This is a genomic window from Micromonospora sp. CA-249363 (assembly GCF_050950185.1).
Taxonomy (GTDB): domain Bacteria; phylum Actinomycetota; class Actinomycetes; order Mycobacteriales; family Micromonosporaceae; genus Micromonospora.
Genome location: NZ_CP192020.1, coordinates 3,219,305 through 3,242,258 on the forward strand (window position 1 = coordinate 3,219,305; position 22,954 = coordinate 3,242,258).

Genomic DNA, 22,954 nt, shown 5'->3' on the forward strand with positions numbered 1-22,954 from the left:
TGCCGGCCTACTGCCACGGGCTCTGCGTGCCCTCGAACTCCTCGAAGACCAGCCACGACCGCGTCGACAGCACCCCGGCGATGCGCTGCACCCGGTCGAGTACGACGTCGCGCAGGGCGGCGTTGTCCGGCGCCCGGACCAGGGCCAGCACGTCGTGTTCGCCGCTGAGCAGCGCGACGTGCTCGACGTAGCGCACCTGGGCCAGCTCGGCCGACACCTCCCGCCAGGTGTTCTGCTCGATCGTCAACGCCATGTACGCCGAGGTGCCCAGCCCGGCCGCCTCGGGCGCGACCTGTGCCCGGAACCCCGTGATCACGCCGTCGCGCACCAGGCGCTCGACCCGGGCGTATGCGTTGGTGCGGGAGATGTGGATCCGCTCGGCCAGCGTGCGCACCGATGTACGCCCGTCGCGGACCAGCTCGTCCACGATCCGTCGGTCGACCTCGTCCAGGGCTCGGGCCGATCGTCCCGCCCCGGTCGCCCGGTCCGCGTCGTCTTCGGTCTCCTGGCTCACCGATCTGCCTTGCTCATGCCAATCGTCCCGCCTTCTTCGTGGATCTTGAGTCAATCATCCGTCAAGCGGAAGCATAGGCTCACCACACGTCCCAGGAGGTCCCGCCGTGACGACCACACCCCAGGCGGTCCGCAGGGCATCCCCGCGCGCCCGTCGGACGGTCACCCCGCCCGACCCGGCGCGTCCGCTGCTGCCGGCCGCCGACCCGGTCCGCCTGCTCGACGAGACCGGCACGCCGCTGCCGGCCCGCACCGACTACCCGGAGCCGCCCGTCGAGGCGCTGCGGGAGCTGTACCGCCGGATGGTGCTCGGCCGTCGGTTCGACACCCAGGCGACCGCGCTGACCAAGCAGGGCCGCCTCGCCGTCTACCCGTCGTCCCGGGGGCAGGAGGCGTGCCAGGTGGCCGCCACGCTCGCCGTCCGCGACAGCGACTGGGTGTTCCCCACCTACCGCGAATCGATGGCGCTGGTTGCCCGGGGCATCGACCCCGTCGAGGTGCTCACCCTGCTGCGCGGCGACTGGCACTGCGGCTACGACCCGACCGAGGTACGCACCGCACCGCAGTGCACCCCCCTCGCTACCCAGTGCGTGCACGCCGCCGGCCTCGCCCACGGCGAGGCGTACCAGGGGCGCGACACCGTGGCGCTGGCCTTCATCGGCGACGGCGCGACCAGCGAGGGCGACTTCCACGAGGGCGTCAACTTCGCGGCCGTGTTCAAAGCCCCGGTCGTCTACTTCGTCCAGAACAACAGGTACGCGATCAGCGTCCCGCTGTCGCGGCAGACCGCCGCGCCGTCGCTGGCGTACAAGGGCGTCGGCTACGGCGTGCCCAGTGAGCAGGTCGACGGCAACGACCCGGTCGCCGTGCTCGCCGTGCTCAACCGCGCGGTCGCGCACGCCCGCGCCGGCAACGGGCCGTTCCTGGTGGAGGCGCACACCTACCGGATGGAGCCGCACACCAACGCCGACGACGCCAGCCGCTACCGCGACGGCGCCGAGGTCGACGCCTGGCGCGACCGGGACCCGGTCGCCCGCCTCGAGACGTACCTGCGCGCCCGCGGGCTGCTCGACGACGCGGCCGTCGCCGAGATCGCCGAGCAGGCCGAGGCGTACGCGGCGGACCTGCGGACCCGGATGAACAGCCAGCCCACGGTCGACCCGCTGAGCCTGTTCGACCACGTCTACGCCGAGCCCACCCCGCAGCTCGTCGAGCAGCGCGAACTCATCCGCGCCGAGCTGGCCGCCGCACGCGACCAGGAGGGTGACGCCTGATGGCCACCACCATGGCGAAGGCGCTCAACACCGCGCTCGCCGACGCCCTCGCCGCCGACGAGAAGGTCGTCGTCTTCGGTGAGGACGTCGGCGCACTCGGCGGCGTCTTCCGGATCACCGACGGCCTCCAGGCCCGCTTCGGCGAGGACCGCTGCTTCGACACCCCCCTGGCCGAGGCCGGCATCGTCGGCTTCGCCGTCGGCCTGGCCATGTCCGGGCTGCGGCCGGTGGTCGAGATGCAGTTCGACGCGTTCGCGTACCCGGCGTTCGAGCAGATCGCCTCGCACGTGGCGAAGCTGCGCAACCGCACCCGGGGCGCGCTCAGCGTGCCGATCGTGATCCGCGTGCCGTACGCGGGTGGCATCGGCGGGGTCGAGCACCACTGCGACTCGTCCGAGGCGTACTACGCGCACACCCCCGGCCTCAAGGTCGTCACCCCGGCGACCGTCGACGACGCGTACTCCCTGCTGCGGGAGGCGATCGACGACCCCGACCCGGTGGTCTTCATGGAGCCCAAGAAGCTCTACTTCGCCAGCGCCGACGCGGCCCTGCCCACGCGGACCGAGCCGTTCGGTCGAGCCGTCGTGCGCCGGCCCGGTCGCGACGCCACCCTGGTGGCGTACGGACCGGCCGTGCCGGTCGCCCTGGAGGCCGCCGAGGCCGCGCGCGAGGAGGGCTGGGACCTGGAAGTCGTCGACGTGCGCACCATCGTGCCGTTCGACGACGCCACCATCACCGCCTCGGTCCGGCGCACCGGTCGCTGCGTGGTCATCCAGGAGGCGCCCGGCTTCGCGGGCGTCGGCGCGGAGATCGCCGCCCGCGTGCAGGAGCGCTGCTTCCACGCGCTGCACGCCCCGGTGCTGCGGGTGGCCGGGCTGGACATCCCGTACCCGGCCCCGATGCTGGAGCACACCCACCTGCCCGGCGTGGACCGCGTCCTCGACGCGGTCGCCCGCCTCCAGTGGGACGACCAGCCGGACGCGCGCTGGGCGGCGGCATGACCACCGTCGAGCGTACGCAGGTCTTCCTCCTGCCCGACCTGGGCGAAGGGCTGAGCGAGGCCGAGATCGTCGAGTGGCGGGTCGCCGTCGGTGACGTCGTCGAGGTGGACCAGAGCGTCGTCGAGGTGGAGACCGCCAAGGCCGTCGTCGACGTGCCCTGCCCGTACGCCGGACGGGTCGTGACCCTGCACGGCGCGGCCGGCGAGGTCCGCCCGGTCGGCCAGCCGTTGATCACCATCGCGCCGCTGGACGGCGGCGACGAGCCCGCCGGGCACGCCACCTACCGCGAGGAGGAGCGGGCCGGCTCCGGCAACGTCCTGATCGGGTACGGCACCGGCCACGGCAATGCCACCCGGCGGCGACGTCGCCCCCGCCTGGCCCTCGCTCCCGAGCCGGTCGACGCCGGCACCACGGCCGACGCCGCTGGGCCCGCCGTCTCCCGTTCCGGCGTTGCCGGGTCCGACGGCGGCTCGACGGCCGCCCGTACCCCCGCCGCAGACGCCGCGTCCGGCGAGCCGGCGCGGTCGACGGCCCCTCTGGTCATCTCGCCGATCGTGCGGCGGCTGGCCCGTGAACGCGACGTCGATCTCGCCACCGTGCGGGGCACCGGGCCCGGGGGCGTGATCCGCCGCGCCGACGTGGAGGCCGCGCTCACCGCGCCCGCCGCCCGGCTCGCCGCCGTGCCGGAGCCGCACGTCGCCCTCGCACCGACCGGGGACGGCGACGTCGTCGTCCCGCTCACCGGCGTGCGCAAGGTGATCGCCGACAAGCTCTCCCGCAGCCGGCGGGAGATCCCCGAGGTGACCATCTGGGTCGACGTGGACGCCACCGGGCTGCTGGAAACCCGTGCGGCGATCAACGCGGCGACGCCCGACGCCCCCGTGAGCATCCTGGCCCTGCTGGCCCGGATCTGCCTCAGCGGCCTGCGCCGGTACCCGCAACTCAACGCCCGCGTCGACACCGAGGGCCAGCGGATCGTCCAGTCCGCCGGCGTGCACCTCGGGATCGCCGCGCAGACGGACCGGGGGCTGCTGGTGCCGGTGCTGCGGGACGCCCAGCGGCTCACCACCGCCGAACTGGCCGCCGCGCTGGCGGAGACCACCGCCGCGGCCCGGGCCGGTACGCTCGCGCCGGCCCGGCTCACCGGCGGCACCTTCACCCTGAACAACTACGGGGTGTTCGGGGTGGACGGGTCCACGCCGATCATCAACCAACCCGAGGCGGCGCTGCTCGGGGTGGGGCGGATCGTGGACAAGCCGTGGGTGGTCGACGGGCAGTTGGCCGTCCGCAAGGTCACCCAGTTGAGCCTCACGTTCGACCACCGGGTGTGCGACGGCGGGGTGGCCGGTGGCTTCCTGCGGCACGTCGCCGACTGCGTGGAGCGCCCGGCGCTGCTGATCGCCGCCGTCTGACGCGTACCCCCTGAGGCCCCGACGCCGCCCGCGCGGCGTCGGGGCCGGCGCGCGCCCGGGGTTTCCCGGCCGTGTCACCGGGAAGTCGGCCCCGCCGGACGCGTCGAAGGGAGCCGACCCGTGGCGATGGGTAACGAGCTGCTGCTCAACTCGATCCGCGTGCGGCGGCCCGCCGTGGCCGGCGCGCCGCTCTACTGCGACGCCCGGGAGTACGGCCTGACCGGCGACGGCGCGACCAACGACCAGCCGGCACTGGCCGCCCTCGTGGACCGGCTCGGTGAGGGGTACGCCTCGGACGGCCGGGCCCGCGTCATCTACTGCCCGCCGGGCATCTACTCGATCCGCGACGCCGGCACGGTGTGGCGCAGCGGCGTCTCGCTGGTCGGCGCCGGCCCGGCGGCGACCCGGTTCATGCTCAGCAACGAGGGCAACCGCGCCGACCCGACCCCGCTGGCCTTCTGGACCACGGTGCAGCACGGCGCCGACCGGGACCGCCACATCGCGGACTGCACCTTCGCCGACTTCCAGATCGACGGCTCCGGCGTCGCGATGGCCGAGTACAACTATCTCGCCAAGGGCCTCGGCCTGCAGTACGTCGTGCGCGGCGTCTTTCGCAACCTCTACATCCACCACACCGCCGCCACCGGGCTGGGCTGCGACTTCCTCCAGGATTCGCTCATCGAGGGCGTGGTCGTGGTCGGCTGCGGCCGGCTGGACAACGGCGAGCAGATCGGCGGCGCCGGGATCGGCGTGGGGATCGGCGGGTGGGGCCCGGTGGAGCGCCTGACCATCGCCAACTGCACCACCCTCGCCAACGGCACCAACGGCATCTTCCTCGAACTGCAGAAGGACTACTGGCCGCCGCCGCGTGGCTACCGCATCATCGGCTGCCACAGCCAGGGCAACCGGTTCGGCATCTCCGACTGGGGCGCCGACGGTCTCATCGTCTCCGCCTGCACGATGACCGGCAACCTGGAGGCCGGCTTCGACATCTCCGCCACGGGCACCGCCGGGGTGGCCGGGCGCGGTGGGCTGGTCGCCGACTGCGTCATCGACGGCAACATCCGCGACGGCGTCAGCGTCGGCAACACCCCGGGCCCGTACACCATCCGGGGCAACCGGATCAGCGGCAACGGTCGGCACGGCTATCACACGCACGATCTCGGGCGGGGCTACCAGGGCACGGTGCGGGACGTCGTGATCGAGAGCAACGACCTCTGGGGCAACGGGCTGGACGCCATCCGGATCGACCACCAGATGACCGACACGGTGCTGCTCAACAACCGGATCCGCAACAACGGCCGACAGTACGCGCAGGCCGCCAGCGGCAGCGGCGAGACCGTCCGCTACTCCGAACGATCGGTGGTGGACCGGTCCGCGAACTGGCCGCACGACGGTCACCGCGGCAAGGTCCTGCGGGTGGGGCGGGCCGTGGCCATGGTCGCCGCGAACAGCGGCGACGAACTCACCCTCGCACCGGCGCGTCCCGACGGCATCAGCGCGTGGAGCGGGGACATACCGCCTCCGGGCTGCGGGTACGAGCTGTCCGCCGCACCCGAGCGACGAGCCGGCATCACCATCGACGCCGCGTTCGACTCGGCCACCATCCGCGGTAACCGGATCTGGGACAACCACGAGGATCCGACCCAGACCCACGGCCTGTGGATCACCGGGCGGGGAAGCTGCGTGGACTGCCGGGTCGAGGACAACGACCTGGCCGGGAACGCCGAGGACGGGATGCGCCTGGACACCCCGCCGGTGGGCGGACGCTGGCGCGACAACCACGTCGACAACGACTGGGGATGAAACGCCGCGCGGCGGCGACCGGAGTGCCGGTCGCCGCCGCGGTCGGTGCGGGTTGGTGCTGGTGTCGCGGGCTGTCAGCCGGCCAGACCGGCCACCGGTGTGGGATCGAGCACGACCGTCGCCGTGGCGGTCTGCGGCGGCACGCCGGGCTCCGTCGGCGCGTCGGTGTACTCCGCGACGAAGACCGCGGTCAGGTTGTCCGCGCCGCTGTGCCCGCCGTCGAGGAAGGTGGGGATGCTCCCGGAGCAGCCGGTCGCCGTGGAGAGCGGGTGCCCGTGCTCATCGTGGCCGAGCACGTAGGTGACCTTCACCCGCGAGCAGTCCACCGGAAGGTCGTCGGTGACCTTCACTTCGTACGCGACCGTCTGCCCGAACTGGAAGGGCTGCCCGGCCACCGGGGCGACGAACTCGACGACCGGCGCGGTCGGCCCGACCACCAGCGGCAGGGTCGCCGAGGCCGAACGTCCGGTGCGGTCGGTCACCTTGAGCGTCGGCGTGTACGACCCGTTCTCCTGGAACGTCCACGACGGATTGGGGTCGGTGCTGTCCACCGAGCCGTCCGCGTCGAAGTCCCACGCGTAGCTCAGCTTGTCGCCGTCCGGGTCGGTGGTGCCGGCGCTGGAGAACGCCACGGTCAGCGGGGCCTGGCCGACGGTCGGCGTACCGCTGATCTTCGGGATCGGCGTCCGGTTGCCCCGGACGAAGTCGATCCGGGACAGCTGGGCGTCCGGGTTCTCGGCGAAGTAGCCGTCACCGTACTCCAGGACGTAGAGCGCGCCGTCCGGGCCGAACTCCATGTCCATCGGGTTGTCCACCACGATCGACGGCGCCACCGGCCGGATGTCCGTGACATCGCCGTCGGAGTCGAGGCGGAACTCCTTGATGTAGTCCCGGGTCCACTCGTAGAACAGCGGCACCCCGTCGTAGTAGGCCGGCCACCGCGTCCGCGACGTGCTGGTGCCGTCATAGTCGTACGCCGGACCACCCATCGGGGCGATACCGCCCGTGCCGAGCTGCGGGAACTCGGCCGAGGCGGCGGCCGCGTACCAGACCTGCGGAGCCTCGACCGGCGGCAGCACGCGCTTGCCCGTGTTGTGCGGCGAGTCGTTCACCGGGCGCTTGCAGTTGAACTTCGGACCGGACTCGCCCGTGGCGAAGTCGTAGTCGCGGTACGCGATCGTCGGCGTCACGCAGTACGGCCAGCCGTAGTTCGCCGGCTTGTCGACCACCATCCACCGACCGTGCCCGGCGGGCCCGCGCTCCGGGTTCGCCGTGGAGGCGTCGGGGGAGTAGTCGCCCACGTACACGTCGTCGGTACGCCGGTCGACCGCGAAGCGGAACGCGTTGCGCAACCCCATCGCGTAGATCTCGGGTCGGGTCTTCTCCGTGCCCGGCTTGAACAGGTTGCCGGCCGGGACCGTGTACCCGCCACCGGCCTTCACCTTGATGCGCAGGAGCTTGCCGCGCAGGTCGTTGGTGTTGGCCGCGGTGCGCTGGGCGTCGTACGCCGGGTTGCGGTCGGCCCGCTCGTCGATCGGGACGTACCCGTCGGAGGCGAACGGGTTGGTGTCGTCACCTGTCGACAGGTACAGGTTGCCCTTGCTGTCGAAGTCGATCTGGCCGCCGACGTGGCAGCAGATGCCCCGGTCGGTCGGCACGTCGATGATCTGCTGCTCGCTGGCGAGGTTGAGCTTCATCCCCTCCAGCTTGAACCGGGACAGCCGCAGCGCGCCCTTGAACCGCTGCCAGTCCGCCGCGGTGCCGACCTCCGGCGCGTCCCCCTCGTTGACGCCCGGCGTGGCCGGGTCGTCCACCGGGGTGTCCAGAGGCGGCGAGTAGTAGAGGTACACCCACTTGTTCTGGGCGAAGTTCGGGTCGATGGCGATGCCCTGCAACCCCTCCTCGTCGTGCTGGTACACGTCGATGTCGGCGGCGAGGGTGTTGAGCCCGGTGCGCGGGTCGTGGATGCGCACCTCACCGGTCCGGGAGGTGTGCAGCACCCGCAGGTCGGGCAGGACGGCGAGGCTCATCGGCTCGCCGGGAAAGTCGTTGAGCGTCACCTTCTGGAAGCTGCTGTCCGGTGGCGGGGCCGGCGCGGCGGTCGCCGCCGTCGTCGGCACGGCCAGGCCGGCGGTCACCAGCAGCAGGGCGGACGCGAGTGCGGTCCGATTCATTCGGTAGCCCTTCATGGTGCTCAGTACCGCAGCGCGGCGAGGTAGTCGAAGCCCACCCGGGCGGTCTCGAGGGCGTCGGCGGGCACCCGCGGCGAGGTGCCGGCGTCGTCGCGCTCCACGATGTACTCCTCGATGCCCGCCTCCCGCTCGTGGGCGAAGATGCGGCCGAAGTCGATGACACCGTCGCCGAGGTCGGCGAAGCCACCCTCGACGTCCAGGTCCTTGACGTGCACCTGGCGGATCCGCCCGCGGTTCTCCCGGATCACGTCGACCGGGTCGTGCGCGCCGCGCCAGGTCCAGTAGAGGTCGAGCTCGAAGTGGACCAGCCGGGGGTCGGTCTGCCCGGTGAGGATCTCGAAGCCGGTCGAGCCGTCGGTCAGCGGCACGAACTCCAGCTGGTGGTTGTGGTAGCCGAAGTCCAGTCCGGCGCGCTCGGCGAGCCGGCCGGCCTGGTTGAGGTCCCGGGCCAGGGCACGGTAGATGGCCGGGTCCCGGTACGGGCGGCCCTCGGCGTCCCGACCGAAGTACGGGTGCACGATCTTCTTGCAGCCCAGGATGTTCGCGTCGGCGAGGGCGCGTTCCCAGGTGGCGGCGTCGAACGGCTGCGGGATACCGGTGTGCCCGGAGGTGGCCCGCAACCCGGCGGCGTCGAGGGCGGCGCGGAACTCCGCGGCCGTACGCCCGACGAAGCCGGCGTGCTCGACGCGCCGGTAGCCGATCCGCCGCAGGGCGGTGAGGGTGCCCGGAAGGTCGGCGGCGAGCTGGTCACGCAGGGTGTAGAGCTGGATGCTGATCCGGTCCACCGGCACCCGGCGCCGACCGTGGGAGGCGCCAGCGACGGCGGTGTCACCGGCGGGCGCCGCGCTGGCCGGGCCGGCGAGCATCCCGGCGGCGCCGACGGCGGCCGCGGAGACGGTCGCGGCGCGCAGCAGCCCCCGTCGGCTGAGCGACTCGGAGGTCGGTGTCGACTCCGAGCGATTGGCCTGCTTGTCCATGGTGGTGGTTCCTTCCTGACGGATGGTGTGCCGTCGGCAGCGGTCAGCCGGCTGCCCGTGCCGGGACGCGACGAACCGGCCGGAGAGGTGCTCCGGCGTGGACGGTGTGGACGACGCGTTATCCGCGGTCGGTGACCCTCTGGGCGGACCGCGGCCGACCCCGGCAGGGGCGGCAGGCAGGCTGATCGACGAATGGGCAACCCTCTATCTGGAAGGCGACCCTACCCTTGACTCCGGACAAAGGCAAAGCTCCCTCACGATCAGCAGAAGTTTCGCTCCACCTGACAAAAGTCCGCCCACCAGGTGCGCGACTCCGAGATCCACGCCCCCACATCCCGCGCCGATCTTGCACTTTCTGCGCCGACATACCGGACACTTCCGCCCCTATCGACAACCGAAAGTGCAAGATCGGCGGGGGCGGGGGCGGGGGCGGGGGCGGGGGCGGGGGCGGGGGCGGGGGCCGGGGCGGGGCGGGGTGCGCGGGGTGCTCCTGCCCAGCCCGTCCTGACTGGTGTGTCAATCGTGCATCTGGGGTGATAGGTGCGGGGCTGGTGGCGGTGGGGTCGGAGCGGACGTTGCGGGTCGGGCGGGCTCGCGGGTGGGCGGAGCGTGCCACAACCGGCAGTGGTGCGTTTTCTCGGCAACGGGCTCAGTGGAGGAAAATGCGGCGATAAATGCGCTCGCGATTATTTCCGAATGCCCTGAATGCTCCTGTGGAGGCGGCCAGAATGTGACCGAGGGAAGCCGAAAACGGGGGGACTGAACATGACGTCTAGGCGGCGATTGACGCTGTTGGCGGTAACTGTCGCGGCCGCACCGCTCGTGTTGGGCGCGTGCACCTTCGGCGGGGACCCGGTGGCCGGGCCGGCCAAGGGGCACGCCGCGCCGCCGGAACTCACCGTCACGCCGGGCGACAAGACCCGCGACGTCCCGGTCAGCGCCGAGGTCGGCACGGTGGTCAAGGGTGGACGGATCACCGGTGTCCGGCTCACCGACGACAAGGGCGCGCAGGTCAAGGCGGAGCCGCGTGAGGACGGCTCGGGTTGGGTGCCGAGCGCGCCGCTGCAACCTCGCCGTACGTACACGGCGGAGGTGACGGCGACCGGCGACTCGGGCGCGACGACCACGCGGAGTACCACGTTCACCACGATGGCCACGTCCACGAAACCGCAGGTCACCAGCACGCTCTATTTCGTCGGCAACCGGACGTACGGTACTGCCATGCCGGTGACGGTGGCGTTCGACCCGGCAATTCCGAAAGAGGCCAGGGCGGATGTGCAGCGTCGGTTGTTCGTGAAGACGAATCCGCCGCAGCCGGGCGCCTGGTCGTGGCTGGACGACGGAAGCCAGGTCTACTACCGGGCACCTGATTTCTGGAAACCGGGGACGACGATCAGTGTCCGGGCCGGCCTCCAGGGTCTGCCGATCGGGAAGAAGTTGATGGGGGACGCCGAGCGGACCGCGACGTCGAAGATCGGCAAGCAGGTCTCGTTGGAGATCGACAACGCCACGAAGCAGATGTCGGTGCTGCGCGACGGCAAGCTGGTCCGCCGCATCCCGGTCAGCCTCGGCAAGCCGAGCACGCCGAGCTCCAGCGGCAAGATGGTGATCATGGAAAAGCACGAGCGGACCACCTTCGACACCCGCGGTGAGCCGAACGGCGGCTACGTGGTCGACGTCGACGACGCCCAGCGGCTCACCTGGGGTGGCGAGTTCATCCACTCGGCACCCTGGTCCGAGGGTGATCAGGGCTCCACGAACGTCTCGCACGGCTGCGCGAACGTCTCCGCCACCGCCGCGGACTGGCTGATGGGCGTGACCCAGGTCGGTGACCTGGTCACCGTCAAGGGCACCGAGGTCGAGTTGCAGCCCGGCAACGGCTGGACGGCGTGGAACGTGAGCTGGGACGAGTTCGTCAGGGGCAGCGCGCTGCCGGTGCCGCCGGGGCTCAAGCCCGCGCCGGCCGCCCCGGCGCACCCGGGCGCGGTCGCCGGTGGGTCGCCGGCCCCGGCGCCGTCGGTGAGTGGTCGCTGACAGACCCCTTCGGGCCGGTCCACCCTCGCGGTGGACCGGCCCGCTCGCGTCGGGGGCAGGCGTCGCCGAAGGGGCGCGGCGCGCGGGTCCGGCTCGTCACCCCAGGGGTACGCGCGCCACGCCGGATCCGGTGAGGCTGCCCAGCCAGAGTTGGTCGTCGTGCTGTCGTACCCCGGTGATCATCGAGTAGTGCCCGGCCGGGCCGTGCAGCGTACGACGGACCGTGCCCTCGCCATCGACCAGCGCGACCAGCCCGTAGCGGCGTGGCTGCGGCTGCACGGCGTCGGGCAGCAGCGCGGCGAGCTGGCGCAGCCGCGGGTGCGGCAGCAGCCGTTCGGCGATGGGTACGCGGGGGCTGGGCAGGGCGATCCAGTACGTCCCGTCGCCCACGGCGCAGAGATTGTCCGGGTACGCGGGCAGGTCCGCGAGGACCCGCACCCCGCCGCTCAGCTCGACGCGGAGCAGCCGGTGGGTGGTGGTCTCCACCAGCATCAACGCCGACTCGTCGGGCGTCAGCGCGATGCCGTTCGGGAAGTACAGCCCCTCAACCACCACCTCGGTTCGCCCACTGCCCGGGTGGTGGGCCAGCACTCGGCCGTTGGGGCGGTGCTCCAGCAGGTCCCGCTTCCAGTGCGAGACCGGGAACCGGTCCGACGAGTCGGTGAAGTAGACGGTGCCGTCGCGGGCCACCGTCGCGTTGTTGGCCAGGTGCACGGGCGGCGCCGTCCCGGTCAGCTCGCGGACCGTGCCGTCCGGCGTGACCCGTAGCAACCCCCGGTACGCGTCGCAGACGACCAGAGCCTCCCCGGACGGGTCCAGCTCGATGCCGAGCGGCCGACCGCCGGTCCGGGCCAGCAGCCGGCCTCGGGTGCCGGCCGGTGCGTCGACCGGCCACCACCAGAGGTTGCCGTCCTCGTCGCCGCTGACCACCCGGCCGGTCGGGTCGACGAGCACGTCCTCGGGCCCGATGGCGCCCTCGGGAAGCGGTAGGAGGTCGACCTCGTCGAGGCGGCGGTCGGTGGCTGCCCACACACCGCGAAGCGGAGGCGGGACGGTGGCCGCTTCACGGACGGGCCGGATCAGCCGGGGCGGCCGGGGTCGGGGGATCACCATCGCCTCATTCTCCGCCGCCGATGCGGGGCGCACCGGGTGCGGCGCGCCACCTGGCCGTTCGACCGACCCCGAGGCCGCTGAGCTCCACCTTCGGGCGGATGAGGGGAACCCTCGGGGATGACCCTGGACGTACCCGGAATCACTCCGCGGACGGGCGAAACTGTCGGTGGTGGGGGCTAGATTTCAGGGCATGGAAGAGCGCAGCGACCGGATCGACGTGCAGGTCAGCGTGGGTGAGCAGATGGTCCAGGTGCGGGTGGCCGGTGAGGTCGACATCGCGACCGTGGCCGCGCTCCGGTCCGCGCTGTGGTCCGCGCCGGCGCGTCCGGTCGTCCAGCTCGAGCTGTCCGGGCTGCGGCTGCTGTCCGCCGCGGGGGTACGGGCTCTGCTGGCCGCGCATCTGCGCGTCCGGGCGCGGGGCGGCGAGCTGGTCGTGGTCGATCCGACGCCGGTGGTGGCCCGTGTGCTGCGCGCCACCGGCCTGCACCGGGTGATGCCGATCCTCGAGCCCGCCCGTGTGGTCGAGGCAGCGGCAGCCCGTCGTGGGGCGTCCGCCGACCTGGTCGCACCCGTCCGCCGTCCGCCGGCCGCGCCCGGTGACCTGGTGCTGGCGGCCTGACCCGGCACGACGGTCTGACGCGGCCCTGGTTTCGGCAGGGGTCGTCCGAGCTCGACCCGGACGCACGTAGGGGCCGTCCGGCGTCGCGCCGGACGGCCCCTACGACAGCGCGGTCAGCGCACGCCGAGCAGATCGACGACGAAGATCAGCGTCTCGCCCGGCTTGATGACGCCGGCCGCGCCACGGTCGCCGTAGCCCAGGTGCGGCGGGATGGTGAGACGGCGCCGGCCGCCGACGCGCATCCCGGCCACGCCCTGGTCCCAGCCGGCGATGACCTGACCGCCGCCGAGCGGGAACTCGAACGCCTCGCCCCGGTTCCAGGACGAGTCGAACTCGCCACCGGTGGAGTGCGACACGCCGACGTAGTGGACGCTCACCAACTGGCCGGGCTCGGCCTGCGGGCCGTCGCCGACAGTGATGTCCTCGATCACGAGGTCGGCCGGCGGCGCACCCTCGATCGGACCCACCTCGGGCTTGCCCGATCGGGCGCCTGCTGCCTGGTTCATGCGGGATCTCCTGCCGTGTCGTGGTGATGTCTCCGGTCACCGTCGATCCTGCCGGATCGCCGATGACCGATGGCGTCACACCCCGAACCCGGCCCGCATGACGGTGCCGGGCGTCACCCGGAGGTGACGCCCGGCACGCGGAAGCCTCACTTCAGCCAGGGCGCCTGCCGGACGATCGGCAGCCTCGCCCAGATCCTTCCGAGGCCCCAGGTCGCACCGGCGTCGACGAGCGCCAGGACGGCGAGCACCGCGGCGTAGATCAGGTGGTCGTCCATGAAGAGGTTGTTCTCCGGAGGCAGGACGGCGGTCCACATGAGGACCAGCAGCAGCCCGCCGGTGACGGCCGCGACCCGCACGCCGACGCCGAGCAGGAGCGCGACACCGATCCCGGCGAGGCCGACCATGAACAGCCAGTCGGCCCAGGCGGCGCCGGCGATGTCGGTGTACAGGTCCTTGAACGGGCCGGCGACCCCGAAGGTGAGGAAGCCCCTGGTGGGGCTACCCCCGTTGATCCAGGCGTTCTTCGAGGCGGTCTCGTGGCCGAGGCCGAACAGCTTGTCGAGGAACGCCCAGAGGAAGATCCAGCCGAGCGCCATCCGGATGCCCGCCAGGACGTACCGGGCGGCCTTCGCCCGGGTGGTGCCGGTCGCCGCAGCGGGGGTTCCGGCGGTGGTCCGGTCGATCGTCGCGGTCATGGTGTCCACGTCCCTTCTCTGCCTCGCACCGCGCTTCCCGGTGGCACCTCCAGTGGACGCCGTCGGCCCTCGGGGCGGCAGGGCCGACCGGACCGCACCGGCCCGGGACCTTCGACCCCTGACGGCCGGGCCCGGTGGCACCGCGGCGGGGTGGCGACTTGGCCGGAGCGCCGACGGCGGGTGAGCGGCTCGCATAGGCTCGGGAGCGCCGGCCGGCGGGGGCAGCGGGGGCGGTCCGCCGTGGTCGATGCGGGGGGCACCGGTGGCGGAGGCGACGGTCACGGTGCCGCTGTGGGCCTGGGCGGCGGTCGGCGGGCTGCTCGCCGCGCTGCTGACGATCGACGTGCTGGCGCACCGGGACAACCACGTGATCCAGCTGCGCGAGGCGTTGCTCTGGAGCGCGGTCTGGATCGGCGCGGGCCTCGCCTTCGGGTTGGTCGTCTGGTGGGCCCTCGGCGGCGACCCGGCCATCGCGTACTTCTCCGGCTATCTGCTGGAAAAGGCCCTCTCGGTGGACAACGTCTTCGTCTTCGCCCTGCTCTTCGGCTACTTCCGGGTGCCGTCGGGCTACCAGCACAAGGTGCTGTTCTGGGGTGTCGTCGGCGCGCTCGCCTTTCGCCTGTTGTTCGTCCTCGCCGGGGCCGAGTTGCTGGCCCGGCTCGCCTGGGCCGGGTTCGTGCTCGGCGCGTTCCTGATCTGGACCGGCTGGCGGCTGGCCGTACGCGGGGAACCGGACGTCGACCCGGACCGCGTCCTCGCCGTCCGGCTGTTCCGTCGGGTCGTACCCACGGACGCCAGGTACCACGGCGACCGCTTCACCACCCGGGTCGGCGGGCGTCGGGTGGCGACCCTGCTGCTGGTGGCGCTGGTCGCGATCGAGGCCACCGACGTGGTCTTCGCCGTCGACTCGGTGGCGGCGATCCTCGCCATCACCACCAACACCTTCCTCGTCTGGACGGCCGTCGCGTTCGCCGTCCTCGGGCTGCGCAGTCTCTACTTCTGCCTCGCGGGCCTGCTGCGGCACTTCGGTCACCTGCGGTACGGACTGGCGCTGCTGCTCGCGTTCGCGGGGGTGAAGCTGATCCTCGCCGAGACGCCGGTGGGCAAGCTGCCGGTCTGGCTGACGCTCGCCGTGGTGGTGCTGACCCTGGCGGTCTCCATCTCGTCGAGCGTCGTGGCCGGCCGTCGGGCCGCGCGCTGACCCGTACGGACGCTCGGCTCACCGCCGGTCCGGCTCGATCCGGGCCGTCACGTCGAGGTGCGCGGGCGCGCAGCCGGCCGTCGTGGCGAACCGGCGCACGGCGGCGTGGACGTGCTCGCGAACCCGCGCGGCGTGGGCGTCGCTGGTCAGGTCCACCTGGACCCACACGTCGGGTCGCGGTGGCGCGCCGGTGAGCACGACCCGGGCGCGGCGTACCCCGGCCGCCCGGACCAGGTCGCGTTCCAACGCGCGTACGAGCACCTCGGCGGCCAGCCGGGTGCGCCCGGGACGGTTCCCGGCGTGGCTCAGCATGCCGCGCAGGGGCCGGTCGGGTCGGCGTACCGTCCGGTGCAGCAGGCGCTGGCCGGCGACGGCGGTCAGCAGCCCGGCCACCGCGGCGGCCAGGGTGCTCCACGGCGTCGCCAGCCGCCACGCGTCGACCAGGCCGCCGCCGAGCAGGACCGGACCGGGCTCGCCGTCCGAGGGCGCGCCGGCGCCGATCGTCAGCGCGGTCGCCCCACCGGCCACCAGCAGCAGCGCGACGATCGTCCACAGCAGACGGTGCGCGGCGTCGGTCATGCCGGCCCCCGGGAGGGCAGCAGTCGGATCTCGACACGGTCGACGCGTGGCCGGGCGAGCCGGCGCAGCTCCTGACGCACGGCGAACTCGACCTCGGCGCGGGCCGCGGGGTCGCCGGTGGCGCGCAACCGGGGCCGCCACCGGTCACCGCGGCGTCGGACACGCACTCTCGTCCGGCGTACGCCCGGCACGGTGTCCGCCGCCTCGGTCAGTCGACGTTCCACGCACCGTCGGCGCAGGTGCCAGCCGTCGCGTTCGTCGACCCGCAGCCGGACCGGCGTCCACCGGCGCAGTTGAGCGGCCAGCACGACGAGGCCCAGCAGGACGGCAGCGCCGGCCCCCACCCGGACGCCCGGATCGGCCCAGCGGGCGCTGGTCAGCGCCTCGTACCAGCCGGGGCGGACGAGCGGCGGCGTCGGGACTTCGAGCGTCACCAGCAGCGCCTGCGCGGCCAGCAGGGCGCCGCCGGCCAGCAGGGCGACGCCCAGCAGGAGCGAGGCCACCCGGTTGACGGTCGCCATGGTCAGCTCTCCCCGCCTGGTCGGGGGACGGGGAGAGGCCTCGTCCGAGCCGGGCACCACGAGATCCCGCACCGTGATCGTCACCGCGACGACGGTGTGCCCGGTGTCGGCGTACACCCGGTCGGCGACCGCGCGCCGGACCGCCTCGGCGACGGCGGGCACGCGGTGTCCGTACTCGGTGACGAGGTCGAGGTCGAGGCCCACGGTCCGGTCGTCCACGCGGACGGTGACCGGGCGGACGTCGCGGACGCCCGGCACCCGGCCGGCGGCGGCGACGGCGCTCCGACCGACCTCCGCTGCCGAGCCCGTGTCGCGGCGCGGTGGTTCGGCCTCGGCCGGCGTGGCGCGGGTGGGTCGCCCGGGAAGCCGGTGGTGTCGTCCCGCCCGATCCGTGGTCGGTCGACGGCGGATGGTCGGCTCGCCGGCCGGTCGCGGGTGCCGGGGTCGGCGTGGCTGCTCGCCCTCGCGTCGGCGGGGACGTGGCCCGCTCGCGGCGAGGGCGCCGAACCGCAGCTGTCGCGACATGCTCCGACCTCCCAGCCGATCCGCCTTCGGGCGACCTCGCTGGATACACCCCGACAGGTCGACTGGAACGCAACGCCAGTGTGATACAGGTCACATTGGGTGCCGTCGCGGCGGAACGGGCCGCGCCACCGGCCCGGATGATCGACCGCCTAGACTCGGCGCGGTTCGACCGACCGGCGGATGGATCAGGCAGATGACGAGCAGCGACGACCGCGGCTGGCTGCGGGCGTTGCCCGCCGATGGTGGACGCGACGCGCTGTTCAGCCGCGCCGGCCACCGGGTGTACGGGCCGCGTCGGCTCAGCGAGCTGGTGCAGGGACGTCCGCAGGGTGTCACCGGCAGCCAGTGGGGCTCGGCCAGCCGGACGGCGTTCGACCTCGTGGTCTGCGCGCCCGACACGCAACGGCCGGTCGTCGCCGTGACGATCGGACCGGTCCCGCTGCCCGGGTCGGCCGAGCAGCGCGCCGAGCGGCTCACGGACGCCGTGGGCGCGGCCGTCGGCCTGCCCGTGCTGCGCATCGGGTCACCGACGCTGCGGGCCGCCGAGCACGGCCGGCGTCTGGTCGAGTACGTGCTCGACGCACGCGCCTACGCGGCGGGCGGTACCGGGGACGAGCCCGCCCCGGTGGGCTTCCGCGACATCCTGGGGCGGCTGCCCGACGGACGGACCGGCCCGGTGAACGACCTCGGCGCGTTGGCGCGGGCGGCGGCCGTCGAGGCGTACGTGGCCGGGCAGCTCGCCGACCCGATCGTGCGCGGGCTGCACGTGCGCTGGAACGAGGGTCCGGCGCAGGGGTGGAGCTGGGTCCAGCCGCGCCTGGACAGCTGCCTCGTCGAGCGGGTGTCCATCACCGCCCAGCGCTTCTCCTGCGGCGTCGACACGGCCCGCCTGGCCGAGGACCTCGCGACCGTCGCGATCGGCGAACGGCTGCGCGCCGCCCGCTCGGACAGCCGAGATCTGCTCGCGCGCGCGGACCTCACCGCCGAGATCGCCGCGCTGAGCCGCCGCCGCGACGAGCTGGTGGGCGGTTTCGCCTTCGACCACCTCTGCGCGGACTGAGCGCACTTTCCCTGCTGAACGCCGCTCCGCTCCCGATCCGTTCGGGTGCGGAGCATTTTTCTGTGTGCCGGTTGAACCTTCTCCGTCGCCGTCCCGTACTCCTGCGCGAATGAAGAGGATCTCCCCAACCGCGTCGACCGGGCGCGGGCGACGGTGCGGAAAGGGCATCGTCGGCCATCGACACGATACCGGGTAGGTCGCGGTGGCCGCCGTCATGGCGTGCCATCTCACATCCGTCGGTCCGCCGAGGGCAGGAATCCACTACCGGATCGAGAAGGAGAGCAATTCGATGCGCAGGTCCACTCGGGCGCGCCGGTCACCCGGCATCGCGCGGAGCAAGCGTCTGCTGGCCGTTGTCGGCACGCTGGTGGTCTTCGGTGGAGTAGTCGCCGTCACCCAGATTTCGTCGGCCCAGGACCGGCGGACGAACAAGCCTCGGCCCGCCGCCGGGCAATGCGTGGAACCGAGCCCCGGCTCGACCGCGCCGAGCGGCACCTCGACCAGTCGTACGTGGCAGAACGGTCGATGGGTGCGCAACCACTGGGGTGACGGTCAGGAGTCGGTCGCGGAGTGCGAGGACGGTAAGGACGGCACGGTCGGCACCGGCTCGGCCATCGCCTGTCCGGATGTCGCGTCCAAGCTGCCGCAGGTGCCGGAACGGGCGCGCGCCGAGGTCGACCGTAACCTCGCGCAGTTGCAGAGCCAGATCGCCGAGGCCGACCGCCGCCTCGCCGCCGAGGGCAACAAGGGTCAGGCGTTCATCAACAACGCGATTCTGCGGCCCCTCGCCGACAAGCGTAAAGCGGTGCTGGACCGCATCACGACCGCCATCGACCGGGTCGGACCCCGCCCGCAGGGTCTGGCGCAACTCGCCCAGTGCCAGGTGCAGCCGACCGGCAGCAACAACGGTGGCGGCAACAATGGTGGGAACACCGGCGGCGGTACCAACAACGGTGGGAACACCGGCGGTGGCAACAACAACGGTGGGAACACCGGTGGCGGCAACAACAACGGTGGAAACAACGGTGGCAACGCCCCCGGCGCGGGCCTCGGCGTCCTGGCCAACAACTGTGACGAGAGCAGGTTGGAGCCGCACAACGGTTTCCAACTCGGCAACCGCTGTGTCAGCACCGAGTTCGGTGAGGTCGGCGCCGCCGCCAACAACCCGTCGCTGCTGATCACCCAGTTCCCGCAGCAGGTCGGCCGCAACCAGCCCTTCACCCTGCGAGTCAGCACCAAGAACCTGGTGCGGGACCGGTTCCTGGCGGCCGGCCAGGGCGGCTACTACGTGGAGAGTTCGCTGCTCAACGACCAGGGCCTGGTCCGGGGTCACTTCCACACCGCCTGCCGGATGCTGGACAGCCTGACCGCCCCGCCCGAGCCGCAGGAGGTGCCGGCGTTCTTCGTCGCCACCGAGGACGGCCGAGGTGGCGCCCAGGCGGACGACGTGACCATCCAAATCCCGGGTCTGCCGGAGTCGGGCACCGCGCAGTGCTCGGTCTGGGCCGGTGACGGCTCGCACCGTCTGCCCATGATGGAGCGGGCGAACCAGACTCCGGCGTTCGACTCGATTCGCGTCACCGTCAACTGATTGGCGGCCGGCCACCCGGGCGGACAGCACCCGGGTGGCCGGCCGCGCACACGGCGACGGGGTCCCACCGAAGCGGTGGGACCCCGTCGCCGTGCTGCGTGTCAGCGGCTCTTGTACGCCTCGACGACCTCGACCGGGATCCGGCCCCGCTCGGAAATCTTGTAGCCGTTCTTGACGGCCCATTCCCGGATCGCCCGGTTCTGCTCGCGGTCCATTCCGGCACCGGTGGGTCGCCCCGGCCGCCGAACTGTCCGGGTGTTCTCTGCCGGGCCCCGGCCGATCCGCCGACCCGCATTGATGTATGGGTCCAGCGCCTTGCGCAGGACACCCGCATTCTCGTCCGAGACGTCGATGGTGTAGGCGACGCCGTCGAGACTGAACTCGACCGTCCGATCGGCCTTCCCGCCGTCGAGGTCGTCGGTCAGCACCGTGATTACTTTTCTCGCCATTGCCGATTACTCCCTGTGTGTGGCGGGATGTGTCCAAAGTCTGACCTATCACCCGGGGAATCCGCAACAATATGCGTCCCATTCATTTCGGCGCGTCGCGATTGAGTGGGCACAAAACAGCGAACCGGCCGTAATCGCAGGTGTCGGTGCGGTCTCAATCGGTGAGGAGACCGGCGTTCCCGGCGACCGCCGCCGCCTCTGCCCGGTTGGAGACCCGCAGCTTGCGCAGCAGAGAGGCGGTCATTCGTTTCACCGTCCGTTCCGAGACGTGCAGTTCCTCACCGATGTCGACGGTGCTGCGCCCGGCGGCGATGGCCCGCAGCAGGCGGCGCTCCTCGGCGTCGAGTTCAACGGACGCCGCCCGGGCCGGGCCGAGCAGGGCGCGCAGCAATTCCGCCGGCAGGACCGCCCAGCCGTCGAGGATGGCCAGCAGCGGGGGTAGCAGTTCCTCCGGCTCGCTGGTCTTCGGCAGGAACCCCTCCGCGCCGGCCCGCAGGGCTTCCAGGGCGGGTGCCGGGTCGGTCGAACCGGACATCGCGACCACCCGTACGCGGGGCGTGGTCCGCCGGATGGCGGCCACCGCCCGGACGCCGCCGGGTGGTGGCATGTGCAGGTCCACCAGCGCGAGGTCGGGATGGCAACGGCTGATCATTCCGGCCGCCGCGGCGGCGTCCCCGGTCGAGCCGACCACCTCGGCGCGTCCGTCGGTGGTCACCGGAAGCAACAGCTCCAGGCCACGGACGAACAGGGGGTGATCGTCCACGACAGCGAGTCTGAGGTTGGGGACGTCCGGCATGTCTGGCCCGTTCCCCAGCGGGTACCGATCATGCGGGTACGCACCGATCGGGGGGAGTCGGATGGATGCGCGCACGCCAGGGGTGGCAGGGCCTGTTGCGAGGATTGCGCCGCGCCGGACCCGGATCGGGCGTCCCGCCGTCCCCGGCTGTCGACGCGGACCTGCTGCTGCGGGTGCTGTGTCACGAGTTCCGTACCCCGGTCACCGCACTGACCTCGCTCACCCGGGCGCTGGCCGATGACCACCGGCCGCTGACCGGCGCGGACCGGCGGGCGGTCAGCGCGCTGGCCCGCGACCAGGCCGTGCACCTGCAGGGCCTGCTGCGTGACGCGACGGCCGGTGCCGGCGCGCTGACGCCGACGGGCCGACCGGAGGCGACCGTGCCCCTGGCGGGCCTCCTGCGTGAGGCGGCCGCGCTCGTGCCGGCGGGGCGTCGTCGGGTGCGTGCCACCCGACGGGCGGCCTCCTGGCCGGTGCCGGCCGGTCGCACCCGGCAGGTGCTGGTGAACCTCGTGGAGAACGCGCTCCGGCACGGGCCGGCCACCGGGCACGTCGGGCTCTACGCCGCGCTGCGTGGCCCCGGCCTGAGCATCGTGGTCACCGACGAGGGGCGGGTGGACGAAGGGCTGCTGGCGGCGCTGCGCCGTCCGGCGCCGGTGGTCGGGATGTCCGGGTTGGGGCTGTGGATCGTGCGGCGTCTGGTGGCCGCCGACGGGGGAGCGCTGCGGGCGCACCGGTTGCGCCCGCGGGGCGTGGCGCTGGAGGTGTTGCTGCCGGCGGTCCGTGCGCTGCCCTGACCCGTGCGGGACACGGGTTGGCCCGGCCGGGTCAGGGCGGCGGGAATTGCCCTTGGCGCCAGCATCCCGGCACCGAGGAGGTCGCATGTTCAGCCACGTCAAGGACCTGCAGTTCGAGGCGAAGCCGGACGCACCGGACGCCGCGTTCGCCCGTCGTCTGCAGGAGGTGCTGGGTGGCAAGTGGGGCGAGATGACCGTCGCCAACCAGTACCTCTTCCAGGGCTGGAACTGCCGACTCCCCGGTAAGTACAAGGACCTGCTGCTCGACGTCGGCACCGAGGAGATCGGCCACGTCGAGATGATCGTCACGATGATCAGCCGGTTGCTGGACAACGCGCCGCTGGCGCTGTCGGAGGCCGTCGCGGACAACCCCGGGGGCGGCGCGGTGTACGCCGGATCGAACCCGGCGCACCTCATCCACGGCGGGGGCGGGGCGCTGCCCGTCGATGCCAGCGGGGTCCCCTGGAACGGCTCGTACCTCACCGCGAGCGGCAACCTCCTGGCCGACTTCCAGCTCAACGTCACCGCCGAGGCGCAGGGCCGGTTGCAGGTCGCCCGGCTGTTCAACATGACCGACGACCCCGGGGTCAAGCAGATGCTTCGCTTCCTGCTGGCCCGCGACACCATGCACCAGAACATGTGGCTGGCGGCCATCGAGCAGCTCAAGGAGGACGGCCTGGAGGACATGCCGGTGCCGGAGGCCTTCCCCGACTCGGAGGAGTTCACCGACGAGTTTGGCTACACCCACCTGGGCTTCTCCTCGGGCACCGACGCCGCGCAGGGGCGGTGGGCGTCCGGGCCCGCGCCGGACGGCAAGGGCGAGTTCCGGTACGACGAAAACCCGCGCGCGAACGCCCCGGAGCCGGTGCTGCCGCCCGGTGACCCGCGGCTGTACGGCACCAATCCGGGCGACGTGGCCGGGTCCTGAACACCGCCAAGAGGTCGACCGGCGACGGGCCGCCCGTCCCGCGCGGTCGGCCCACCCAGAAGACGAGGAGAGCCGAATGTCTGTCGTCGCGCCCGCCCGCGAGTCGGCGGCGGTCCCGCTGTCGCGTACCCGGGTGAAGCTGGTCGTCTGCACGGTGCTGACCGCGCTCGCCGTGGGGGTCGGGCTGCCCGCCCGGGTGGTCCTCGCGCTGGCGCTGACCAGCCTGGCCATCCCGGTCGCCGTGGCACTGGCCGGGGGCGGCCGGGCGGTCCGGGAGCTGCTGCTCCCGGCGCGCCACCGGGCTCGGGAAAGTGGTCTGGGTCACACACCGGAACAAGGGGAACGCTTTGTTACTTGAGTGAGAC

The 22,954-nt window shown here is 72.6% G+C and carries 22 protein-coding genes; 12 read left to right on the forward strand and 10 right to left on the reverse strand.

Annotated elements, in window-relative coordinates; genetic code table 11:
• Positions 1-7 precede the first annotated feature (7 nt).
• Complete coding sequence (locus tag ACQPZK_RS14825; protein WP_433538853.1) at positions 8-514, reverse strand: Lrp/AsnC family transcriptional regulator; 507 nt, start codon at positions 512-514, stop codon at positions 8-10.
• A 106-nt stretch (positions 515-620) separates the two neighbouring features.
• Here ACQPZK_RS14825 and pdhA point away from each other — a divergent pair, with 106 nt between their 5' ends.
• From pdhA to ACQPZK_RS14845, 4 genes are all read left to right on the forward strand, one after another.
• Positions 621-1,787, forward strand: coding sequence for a pyruvate dehydrogenase (acetyl-transferring) E1 component subunit alpha (gene pdhA / locus ACQPZK_RS14830; protein WP_433538854.1), 1,167 nt, complete (start codon positions 621-623; stop codon positions 1,785-1,787).
• Positions 1,784-2,788: an alpha-ketoacid dehydrogenase subunit beta gene (locus tag ACQPZK_RS14835; protein ID WP_433539214.1), complete on the forward strand. Its 1,005-nt coding sequence runs from the start codon at positions 1,784-1,786 to the stop codon at positions 2,786-2,788. Before pdhA ends, ACQPZK_RS14835 begins: the two co-directional genes overlap by 4 nt.
• Complete coding sequence (locus ACQPZK_RS14840) at positions 2,773-4,200, forward strand: dihydrolipoamide acetyltransferase family protein (protein WP_433539215.1); 1,428 nt, start codon at positions 2,773-2,775, stop codon at positions 4,198-4,200. Before ACQPZK_RS14835 ends, ACQPZK_RS14840 begins: the two co-directional genes overlap by 16 nt.
• Positions 4,201-4,326: 126 nt before the next feature.
• Entirely contained in the window at positions 4,327-6,006 is a 1,680-nt protein-coding gene (locus tag ACQPZK_RS14845) for a right-handed parallel beta-helix repeat-containing protein (RefSeq protein WP_433539216.1), read from the forward strand.
• Positions 6,007-6,080: 74 nt separating this feature from the next.
• Here the strand turns inward: ACQPZK_RS14845 and ACQPZK_RS14850 are convergent, their stop codons facing one another.
• Together ACQPZK_RS14850 and ACQPZK_RS14855 are read right to left on the reverse strand one after the other, a co-directional pair.
• Positions 6,081-8,180: a PQQ-dependent sugar dehydrogenase gene (locus ACQPZK_RS14850; protein WP_433538855.1), complete on the reverse strand. Its 2,100-nt coding sequence runs from the start codon at positions 8,178-8,180 to the stop codon at positions 6,081-6,083.
• A 20-nt stretch (positions 8,181-8,200) separates the two neighbouring features.
• Entirely contained in the window at positions 8,201-9,175 is a 975-nt protein-coding gene (locus tag ACQPZK_RS14855; protein WP_433538856.1) for a sugar phosphate isomerase/epimerase family protein, read from the reverse strand.
• Between the two features lie 765 nt (positions 9,176-9,940).
• On the opposite strand from ACQPZK_RS14855, the gene ACQPZK_RS14860 reads away from it, so the two are divergent.
• Positions 9,941-11,209, forward strand: coding sequence for an Ig-like domain-containing protein (locus ACQPZK_RS14860; RefSeq protein ID WP_433538857.1), 1,269 nt, complete (start codon positions 9,941-9,943; stop codon positions 11,207-11,209).
• Positions 11,210-11,305: 96 nt separating this feature from the next.
• On the opposite strand, the gene ACQPZK_RS14865 is transcribed toward ACQPZK_RS14860, so the two are convergent.
• Entirely contained in the window at positions 11,306-12,322 is a 1,017-nt protein-coding gene (locus ACQPZK_RS14865) for an SMP-30/gluconolactonase/LRE family protein (protein WP_433538858.1), read from the reverse strand.
• A gap of 190 nt (positions 12,323-12,512) precedes the next feature.
• Between ACQPZK_RS14865 and ACQPZK_RS14870 the strand changes: the two genes are divergently transcribed.
• The gene (locus tag ACQPZK_RS14870; protein WP_433538859.1) at positions 12,513-12,941 is read left to right on the forward strand and encodes an STAS domain-containing protein; all 429 of its coding nucleotides are present in this window, start codon (positions 12,513-12,515) and stop codon (positions 12,939-12,941) included.
• A gap of 113 nt (positions 12,942-13,054) precedes the next feature.
• Here the strand turns inward: ACQPZK_RS14870 and ACQPZK_RS14875 are convergent, their stop codons facing one another.
• Both ACQPZK_RS14875 and ACQPZK_RS14880 read right to left on the reverse strand, forming a co-directional pair.
• Complete coding sequence (locus ACQPZK_RS14875; RefSeq protein ID WP_130400969.1) at positions 13,055-13,447, reverse strand: FKBP-type peptidyl-prolyl cis-trans isomerase; 393 nt, start codon at positions 13,445-13,447, stop codon at positions 13,055-13,057.
• A gap of 146 nt (positions 13,448-13,593) precedes the next feature.
• Positions 13,594-14,151, reverse strand: a complete 558-nt coding sequence (locus tag ACQPZK_RS14880) for a hypothetical protein (protein ID WP_433538860.1) — start codon at positions 14,149-14,151, stop codon at positions 13,594-13,596.
• Positions 14,152-14,389: 238 nt separating this feature from the next.
• Here ACQPZK_RS14880 and ACQPZK_RS14885 point away from each other — a divergent pair, with 238 nt between their 5' ends.
• Positions 14,390-15,343, forward strand: a complete 954-nt coding sequence (locus ACQPZK_RS14885) for a TerC family protein (RefSeq protein WP_433538861.1) — start codon at positions 14,390-14,392, stop codon at positions 15,341-15,343.
• A gap of 18 nt (positions 15,344-15,361) precedes the next feature.
• On the opposite strand, the gene ACQPZK_RS14890 is transcribed toward ACQPZK_RS14885, so the two are convergent.
• Positions 15,362-15,922 carry a hypothetical protein gene (locus tag ACQPZK_RS14890; protein WP_433538862.1) on the reverse strand — a complete coding sequence of 187 codons (561 nt, stop codon included), beginning with the start codon at positions 15,920-15,922 and terminating at the stop codon, positions 15,362-15,364.
• Positions 15,919-16,968 carry an Asp23/Gls24 family envelope stress response protein gene (locus ACQPZK_RS14895; RefSeq protein ID WP_433538863.1) on the reverse strand — a complete coding sequence of 350 codons (1,050 nt, stop codon included), beginning with the start codon at positions 16,966-16,968 and terminating at the stop codon, positions 15,919-15,921. The genes ACQPZK_RS14890 and ACQPZK_RS14895 overlap by 4 nt, the downstream gene beginning before the upstream one ends.
• A 193-nt stretch (positions 16,969-17,161) precedes the next feature.
• Here ACQPZK_RS14895 and ACQPZK_RS14900 point away from each other — a divergent pair, with 193 nt between their 5' ends.
• Together ACQPZK_RS14900 and ACQPZK_RS14905 are read left to right on the forward strand one after the other, a co-directional pair.
• On the forward strand, positions 17,162-18,028 hold the full coding sequence (locus ACQPZK_RS14900; RefSeq protein ID WP_433538864.1) for a hypothetical protein: 867 nt from the start codon (positions 17,162-17,164) through the stop codon (positions 18,026-18,028).
• 289 nt (positions 18,029-18,317) lie between these two features.
• The gene (locus ACQPZK_RS14905) at positions 18,318-19,619 is read left to right on the forward strand and encodes a hypothetical protein (protein ID WP_433538865.1); all 1,302 of its coding nucleotides are present in this window, start codon (positions 18,318-18,320) and stop codon (positions 19,617-19,619) included.
• A gap of 101 nt (positions 19,620-19,720) precedes the next feature.
• Here ACQPZK_RS14905 and ACQPZK_RS14910 read toward each other — a convergent pair whose 3' ends face one another.
• Entirely contained in the window at positions 19,721-20,068 is a 348-nt protein-coding gene (locus ACQPZK_RS14910; protein ID WP_355247584.1) for a histone-like nucleoid-structuring protein Lsr2, read from the reverse strand.
• 154 nt (positions 20,069-20,222) lie between these two features.
• The gene (locus tag ACQPZK_RS14915) at positions 20,223-20,831 is read right to left on the reverse strand and encodes a response regulator transcription factor (protein ID WP_433538866.1); all 609 of its coding nucleotides are present in this window, start codon (positions 20,829-20,831) and stop codon (positions 20,223-20,225) included.
• Positions 20,832-20,929: 98 nt separating this feature from the next.
• On the opposite strand from ACQPZK_RS14915, the gene ACQPZK_RS14920 reads away from it, so the two are divergent.
• The 3 genes from ACQPZK_RS14920 (at position 20,930) to ACQPZK_RS14930 (ending at position 22,947) form a co-directional block, all read left to right on the forward strand.
• Positions 20,930-21,661: a sensor histidine kinase gene (locus ACQPZK_RS14920; RefSeq protein ID WP_433538867.1), complete on the forward strand. Its 732-nt coding sequence runs from the start codon at positions 20,930-20,932 to the stop codon at positions 21,659-21,661.
• 85 nt (positions 21,662-21,746) lie between these two features.
• Positions 21,747-22,589, forward strand: coding sequence for a manganese catalase family protein (locus ACQPZK_RS14925; RefSeq protein WP_433538868.1), 843 nt, complete (start codon positions 21,747-21,749; stop codon positions 22,587-22,589).
• 76 nt (positions 22,590-22,665) lie between these two features.
• Positions 22,666-22,947 (forward strand): hypothetical protein, encoded by a 282-nt coding sequence (locus tag ACQPZK_RS14930; RefSeq protein WP_433538869.1) that lies wholly within the window; start codon positions 22,666-22,668, stop codon positions 22,945-22,947.
• Positions 22,948-22,954: the final 7 nt, after the last annotated feature.